Source organism: uncultured Catenibacterium sp., from assembly GCF_900540665.1.
Lineage (GTDB): Bacteria > Bacillota_I > Bacilli_A > Erysipelotrichales > Coprobacillaceae > Catenibacterium.
The window spans coordinates 1-2,638 of record NZ_UQGV01000120.1 but is presented as its reverse complement, the minus strand read 5'-3'; the positions used below and the strand labels follow the sequence as shown (position 1 = coordinate 2,638).

Genomic DNA, 2,638 nt, shown 5'->3' with positions numbered 1-2,638 from the left:
CAATTATCTAACATGATGAGGTCTATTTCTATCCACTATATTATTTGGCGCTTACCTTATTTCTCAAAAAAAAGGAAAGTTTTCACTTTCCTTAAATCAAATGATACTTTCTTAAGTTTTCTTTTATCTCTTCTTCTACTTGACTGTGATGTCCACCTAACTTAATAGAAGGTTTTGTCTTACCATGGAAATCACTCCCACAAGTATAAAGAATGTTCAATCCTTTTGCCTTATTATAGAAGTACTGATTCACTTCTTCTGGATGATAACTAGAGAAACATTCAACACCTTGTAGTCCTAATTCTACCATTTCATTTAATAATTCAAACTGTCCTTTAAGGTTATTACCAGGATGAGCTAAAACTGCAACCCCACCATGTTCATTAATCAGTTTGATTGTGTCTTCTACTGTAGGAAACTTAATCTCAGTATAACAAGGTTTACCCTGTGCATAATAATCCCAATAAAAATTCACAAAAGGATTATCACTTCTAGACTCGCCTTCACGATAAGGTTTAAGTAATTCATTATCTAAATAACGTGGATCATTTAATAATGCTTCACCAAACATTTCACCTGTATAGACACCATTAGAAGATAAAGCATCTAACTGTGCTTTTTCTAATTCAAAACCTAAATTATTAGTCAGTTCTAGTTTCTTTAAGCTGCATGCCTGTTCCTGTTTCTCAATACTTTCACCAAGCTTATTAAATTCTTCTGAATCATCAATACCATATCCTACAACATGTAGATTAATACCCTTATAAGTACAATCTACTTCAATGGCTGGTATATAAGTCATACCTAATTCCTTACATCTTAAAGATGCTTCATTATTGGCTTTGATCCAGTTATGATCTGCAATAGCTATAATCTGGATACCTGACCGATGACACATATCTACTAACTGCGTAGGTGTATATTCACCATCATCACTATAGAAACTATGCATATGTAAATCAATAATGCTCATATAATCCCTCCTCTCGTATATATTCATCATATCATGAGATAAAAGATAATCTTCAGGTAATTCATATTCTGAAAATATATTTTACGTGATAAGTATTATTCATTGCGATAATTTATTTAAAAAAAGATGCCTCATTATCAAGGCATCTTTGGTGCACTTTCGCTAATCATCTTGGCGACTTCCTTTGCAGGTACAAGTTTTCCTGTCTTTTCCCAATTAATAAATGTATTGAGTAAGGCACCTGCATAGTAATACGCACGATAAATCATATCTTTATGATCAGAATAGAGTTCTATCATAAAATGGTTGATTGCATCCACTAATACTGAATAAAGTCCTTGTCTTTCCATGATAATAAAGAATGTCGCATACTGATCAAAAAACTCTATTGAAAACAAGATATGTGAATACTCCATAAAACGTTCTCCTTTAGGACGTTTTTTATGTTCTGTCAAATATTGAATAATGATTTCACGTAGATAGTCTTCTAGTGCATTCACCTTAGAATCATAATAATGATAATAAGTCATACGTGAAATACCTGCCTTTTTCGCAATCTGACTCACTGTAATCTTATCAAGAGATTCTCTTTTCATCAATTCAACAATGGCTTCTCCAATGCACATTCTTGTAAATCTATTTCTTTTTGTTTTCTTATTTACGTCCATAAACTGCACCTCTGAACAAAAATTTACATAAACTTTCTCTTTGTAAATTGTATCATTTCACAATTTAAACTACAATAGTATTGATAGGGAGGTTTTTCGCATGAAAAGAAAAATTGTAGCTGACTCATCTTGTGATATGTGGGAATTAAATGGCGTTGATTTTGCGGTAGCACCAATCACTATTTCTACTGATAATAAGCACTATGTAGATAATCAGGAACTAGATGTTCATTTAATGTCTGAAGAGCTTGCAAGCTATAAAGGCACATCACATACTGCATGTCCAAGTGTTGGGTCTTGGTTAGATTGTTATGAAGGGTTTGATGAAGTATTCGTTATTACTTTAACTGGCACTATGTCAGGAACTTATAACTCTGCTATGACAGCAAAAGGTATTTATGAAGAAGAAAATGATAATGTAAAGGTACACGTATTTGATAGTTTATCTACAGGACCTGAAATGAGATTACTTATTGAAAAATTAAAAGATATGATTGAAGAAGATCTACCATTTGAGGAAATTGTAGAAAAAGGACAGGATTATCTCAATCATTCTAGATTATTCTTTGCATTAAAGTCTTTACATAACTTTGCGATGAATGGACGTGTTAGTAAAGCTGTTGCTTCTGCGATTGGTGTATTAAATATTTCTATTTTCGCAACAGCGAGTGAAGAAGGAACTATTCAGCAGATCAGTAAATGTCGTGGTGAAAAGAAAGTTGTAAAATCTATGATTGAACATCTTGAAAACGCAGGATACCACGGTGGCAAGGTACGTATCTCACATGCAGAAAATTTAAAGCTTGCACAGAATGTTAGAGATAAAATTTTAGAAATCTATCCAAATGCGGATATTATTATTTATCCAATGGGTGGTCTATGTACTTATTATGCTGAAATAGGTGGACTACTTGTAGGGTGTGAATGTTAAACCAGTTGAAAAACCAATGGTATTAAGTTAAGCGACTAAATACCAAAAACCTCTTTGATTTTAAAA

3 protein-coding genes are annotated in these 2,638 nt (G+C 32.5%); 1 reads left to right on the top strand and 2 read right to left on the bottom strand.

The annotated features are described in order from the left end of the window. Positions 1–91: 91 nt before the first annotated feature. Complete coding sequence (locus QZQ55_RS10785) at positions 92–973, bottom strand: PHP domain-containing protein (protein ID WP_295093219.1); 882 nt, start codon at positions 971–973, stop codon at positions 92–94. A 137-nt stretch (positions 974–1,110) separates the two neighbouring features. After that, positions 1,111–1,641 carry a TetR/AcrR family transcriptional regulator gene (locus tag QZQ55_RS10780; protein ID WP_295093217.1) on the bottom strand — a complete coding sequence of 177 codons (531 nt, stop codon included), beginning with the start codon at positions 1,639–1,641 and terminating at the stop codon, positions 1,111–1,113. 100 nt (positions 1,642–1,741) lie between these two features. Between QZQ55_RS10780 and QZQ55_RS10775 the strand changes: the two genes are divergently transcribed. Further along, positions 1,742–2,572, top strand: coding sequence for a DegV family protein (locus tag QZQ55_RS10775; protein ID WP_295093215.1), 831 nt, complete (start codon positions 1,742–1,744; stop codon positions 2,570–2,572). The last annotated feature ends 66 nt before the right edge of the window (positions 2,573–2,638 follow it).